This is a genomic window from Microbacterium sp. 69-10 (genome assembly GCF_001897945.1).
GTDB lineage: Bacteria > Actinomycetota > Actinomycetes > Actinomycetales > Microbacteriaceae > Microbacterium.
On the sequence record NZ_MKRT01000028.1, the window covers coordinates 139,449 to 143,956 of the forward strand.

Below are 4,508 nucleotides of genomic sequence, written 5' to 3' on the forward strand. Positions count from 1 at the left end.
GCTGCTTTCTGCGAGAGTCCCTTCACGGTCTCGGTGGCGAGGTTGCGCGAGTAGAACTCCGCGATCGACGACATGATGCCGTGCAGCAGCATGCCCGATGGCGTCTCGTCGATGTTCTCGCTTGCCGACACCAGCGTGACCCCGGCATCGCGCAGCGCCAGGTGAATCGCGACGTCATCGGCTCGGTTTCGGGCGAGACGGTCGACCTTGTGGACGATGCAGTAATTCACCTGGTGAGCGGCGACGTACTCGATCATCTTCATCAACTGCGGCCGGTCAGCCTTACGCGCTGACTCGCCCGCGTCGACGAACTCCTCGATCACCGTCGCACCGAGCGACTCTGCCTTGCGCAGGTTCGCCTCGCGCTGGGCCGGGATCGAGTACCCCTCCTCGGTGCCGCCCTTCTCCGCCTGCTCCTTCGTGGAGACACGCAGGTACATGACGGCGACCGGGCCGCCAGTCGCATAGGCCGGATGCATCAACCCGCTCGATGGGGATACGGCTGTGGTGTTCGTGGTCATGGCTCTTCTCCGCGTGTGCTTGACAGCGCCCGCCGCGGAATCGTCAACTGCGAATGTTGATCGTGAGAAGAGCCCGAAGGCTGTAGGACTAGGCCGAACCGGCCACGTATTCGTGCCCCAAGCCGACGCTTGGGGGTTTAGGACCACAACATCCACCGCTAGCGGCGGACGGTTACATTCTACGCCTGCCCCTCCCGAGCGGTATCGAAAATCTTGTCGCCTGACTCTGCCGCGCGACACTCGCCGAGGTCCTGTAGAGCGAAGCGAATCATGAGCTCCGTCAACAGGTTCAGATCCGGCTGCTCGCGGTGAACCGCGCGAACGCTCAGACGACGCTCCTCACGGCTCCGACGGTCCGTCTGCTTTTCATAGTGCCCGCTCACGGCTCCTGCACCTCGCCCGTGCTGGGGTCGGCGTTGGCGAAGAACGCATCTTCCGCCGCCTGCCGGGCCGAGACCGTATCGAGCACGAACTTCACGAAGTCAGCGTCACGGTCGGTAATGACTTCCTCGACGACCTCCTGGTCGTTGTTCTCGCCCGGCCAAGGCGTCTGCCGGGTCGGGCGGTCACGGTCGCGCTTGGTGCCACAGGCAGCAACCCAATCGCGGAGCCGGCCCCGCGCATCCGCGAAGTCGCGGTGCCAGCCGAACGGCGCTGAACCGTCCTGGTCAGGGTCGTAGGCGCAGAGCCAGTGCAAATGCAGCGCTGAGAGCTCCCAGAGCAGCTCAGGATGCCGGTGCCAGTACGGAGGGATCTCCGAGGCCGGCAGCCCGTACTCGATCCGAAGCCAGTTGACCCACCGATTCAGCTCCAGCAGCTCCTGTTCGAGATCGTGAGCCGTGAGAAGATTCCAGTTGATCGGGTGCGGCGGCCCAATCTGCGGTTCGGGCTCGTAGTTCGGTTCAGGCGCATCATCGATGCCGTGATGCTCGTTCACGTTCACAGCCCCATCCCACGAGTGTCTGTGCCAGGTCGAGGTGCGGGCGCATCGAACGCTCGGCTCTGTCCCTGCTCGGGGGTGGTGGTGCGCGGCGTGCGGTCAACCTCGTAGCGGGTGCGGGCGGTGTCGTGGCCGATCTTCTTCGCGACGAACTCAACGTCCTGGACCGTCTCGCCGTCACGCTCGACCGTGTACTCGTGCTGGTATCCCTCGGCAACGAACTTGTCGCCCTTGGCGAAACGCTCAAACGCGCGCTGGGCGGTCTTGCGGTACATCACGAGGTTGTTGAACGTCGTTTCCAGCTTGGTGAAGCTGCCGTCTTCTTCGCGCCGGTAGTTCTCCTGCCCGAAGCGCGCGTAGAACCGCGCGTCACCGTTCTCGGTCTGCGTGAGCTGCGGATCGCTGGCAATGAAACCAGAGACTGACTGCTGGGTGCGGATAGCCATCGGACTGTCCTCCTGACGAATCGTGAGCAGCTCCCGTCGAGCAGCTCGTACAGGTCAGGTGCACGCCCCTACCCAGCGGAAAGCCCGCCGACTCAGTCGGCGGGCCTCTGCTCAAGAAGGGCTTCGATCTCGGATCTCTCGTGTTTGAGATCCGTTGCGGTAGGGCGTTTCGGCCACGGAATCAGATCCGTGATGATCGGCGGTGCAGAGCGCAGCAGGACCACACCGGTGCCGAGCGGCATGGTGCGGATTCGATCCGGCGGCAGGATCGGTACCCGTCGGATCGAGCGCTGGTTTGTGCGTGAGCCGTAGTCGCCGAGCGTCACCGAGTCGGTGAACTCGTCCCGCTCACCGATCAGTGTCGAAAGATCCTGAAGGTCCCGAGAATTGGAAGCACCGCCGAGGATGATCTTGGTGATGCTCGCATCCCAGATCGCCGAGGCCTGGTCGTCGCTCCACTTGTCGCGTGCCTGCGCGAGCGACTGGAGCACGGGCATCGTGGTGATGCCCGTACCGCCGCCCTCGGCCATGAGCGTCGGAAGCGACGGCAACGGGGCGAGGTTCCCGATCTCATCCAGCGCAAGCAACAACGGCGGGTCAAGCCGTGCACCGGGCATCCTGGCGGCCATACGCCGGGCCGTCTCCGCGAGATCCTCCACGAACGCGGCCACAAGGGCGGCACTGTTGCCCGCCCCGGCACCCGTGGCGAGCAGGTACAGCGTGCCCTTGTTTCGGATGAAGGCTTCCGGGTCGAAGGCTTCGTCTTCGCCGGGGCTGACGGCATCCAGCACACGAGGGTCAGCGAGGGCGGCGAGGGCGAGCGATACGCCCTGCCAGATCGAATCCCGCGTGCGCGGGTCGGTCTCGATCATCGCCTCCAGGCCCTCAGCCCACCCGGTCGCTGCGCGTGGTGATGCGTTCAGGATCGCGACGGCATCGGCCGCAGCAGACGGATCGAGCGTCCACCGGAACAGCTCCGCCGGGCTCCGCCGGTCGATCGCGGCCGCGTGCAGCAGCGCCTGGAGCGCGACGCGTGTTTTGCCTTCCCAGAAGCCACCGCCGTCGACACCGCCGTCGGCGAGCCCCGTCGCGGCGGCGAGACCTGTAGCGCGGATCATCGCGGTGAGCGGGTCCTCGCACCCGCGGATCGGCGACCACCGGAGTCCCGCGGGAACGCCCTCGGCGAGATGTTGCGGATCGAACACCATCACCGGACCGATCCGCCGCCGCGCGCGCAGCGTCGCAGTGAGGTTGTCGGGCCGGGTCGAGGTCGTCACCACCGCTCCGGGAGCGTCGAGGATCGCGTTGATCACGATGTGCAGGCCCTTGCCCGAGCGTGGCGGCCCGATGAGCAGGATCGAGTCCTCCACGCTCGCCCACACGTCCTTGCCGCGCGACTGTCCGAGCCGGTAGCCCACCTCGGCAGGCTCAGGGCTTTCGATCGAAGGCCGCAATGTTCCGGCTCGGCGGAGCAGTGCTCGACTCGATGCAGCGAGCGCGACTTCGTGTGCGGTGGCGGTTCCTGCGAGCCGGTGCGGGTCAGTTTCGGTCTTGCGCGTGTGTCTGTGCCAGAGCATCCAGAGCCAGGTGATCAGTGTGCCGAGTCCGAGGATCAGGACGGCGGCGACGGCCCAGTAGACGATGGCGTTGAGATCCTTAGTGCCGAGTGCTGTACCGGGCTCGCCTGGGTGCGTGAGTACGCCGAGGCCTCCGGCGATTCCGGCGTCGGGTTGGGCGGCGTTGGTGATGAATGCGGCGATCGATCCGGCTGCGCGCAGGATGAGGGTGAGGCCGAAGAGTGCGATGAGCCCGGCCATGAGGATGTTGGTGAGTTCGTCGCCGAGGGACCCGGTCTGGCGTCCTGGCGCGTTCACGAGATCCTCACCGACTGCGTGTGGCCGGAGATGTCACCGAGTAGTACGCCCTCGGTGAGGTGCTCACCGAGCTGGTCGAGGTCGATGAGCGCTCGGGCGTTGCCCTGCATGTCGCTCTCTGTACCGGTGACGACGACCGCGACGGTGATGTCCTCGCCGGGGACGAATCCTGACCCGTGGAGCTCTACGAGTCGTGGCTTCTTCGTGCGGCGTGCGCGTCGGGTCTCCGGCTGAGAAGGATCGAGAGGCTCCGGTGTCGTCGTCCGTCTGTGTGCCTCGATGATGTCGGTGTAGATGCTGCCGTCGTTCTCGTGTACCTCGATGCGGACGGTTCGGGTCCGATGCTCGGTGAGTGCGTCGAGTAGTGTCCCGAATGCTGCCCTCGTCCAGGGCGGTGCGAACGGTGGCGGTAGAAAGTCGTCGCCGTCGAAGCTGACGGTGACGATTCCCATGTCGCCGACGGTGATGACGGCCACGGGCATGGTGATCGGCGAAGACGCGTCGGGCTCGGTAGTCCTGTTCGAAGGGGGCATGCAGTGAAAGTGCACCGCCCGTTCCGAACTATGAAGCAGCGCGAGGCGCGATGAACGATTGATGAATGATCGTCCTAAAGCTGTTCCCGGGTGGATTCTCGCATTGATATCTGTCAATATAGAAGCATGTCGATGCAACAGGTAGTGATCGTCGGGTCCGGCCCGGCAGGGTACACAGCCGCGGTCTACGCGGC

5 protein-coding genes are annotated in these 4,508 nt (G+C 65.3%); all 5 read right to left on the bottom strand.

What is annotated here, in order from left to right:
- Positions 1-521: recombinase family protein (locus tag BGN97_RS15160; RefSeq protein ID WP_292703619.1), on the bottom strand; the 521-nt coding region annotated here is incomplete at its 3' end.
- A gap of 379 nt (positions 522-900) precedes the next feature.
- Positions 901-1,440 carry a DUF4913 domain-containing protein gene (locus BGN97_RS15165; RefSeq protein WP_229661149.1) on the bottom strand — a complete coding sequence of 180 codons (540 nt, stop codon included), beginning with the start codon at positions 1,438-1,440 and terminating at the stop codon, positions 901-903.
- Positions 1,441-1,460: 20 nt separating this feature from the next.
- A complete protein-coding gene (locus BGN97_RS15170; protein WP_188700267.1) occupies positions 1,461-1,907 on the bottom strand; it encodes a single-stranded DNA-binding protein in 447 nt (148 codons plus the stop codon).
- Positions 1,908-1,999: 92 nt separating this feature from the next.
- Positions 2,000-3,724, bottom strand: coding sequence for a type IV secretory system conjugative DNA transfer family protein (locus tag BGN97_RS15175; RefSeq protein WP_292703623.1), 1,725 nt, complete (start codon positions 3,722-3,724; stop codon positions 2,000-2,002).
- Positions 3,725-3,777: 53 nt separating this feature from the next.
- Positions 3,778-4,263: a hypothetical protein gene (locus tag BGN97_RS15180; RefSeq protein WP_292703250.1), complete on the bottom strand. Its 486-nt coding sequence runs from the start codon at positions 4,261-4,263 to the stop codon at positions 3,778-3,780.
- Positions 4,264-4,508 lie beyond the last annotated feature (245 nt).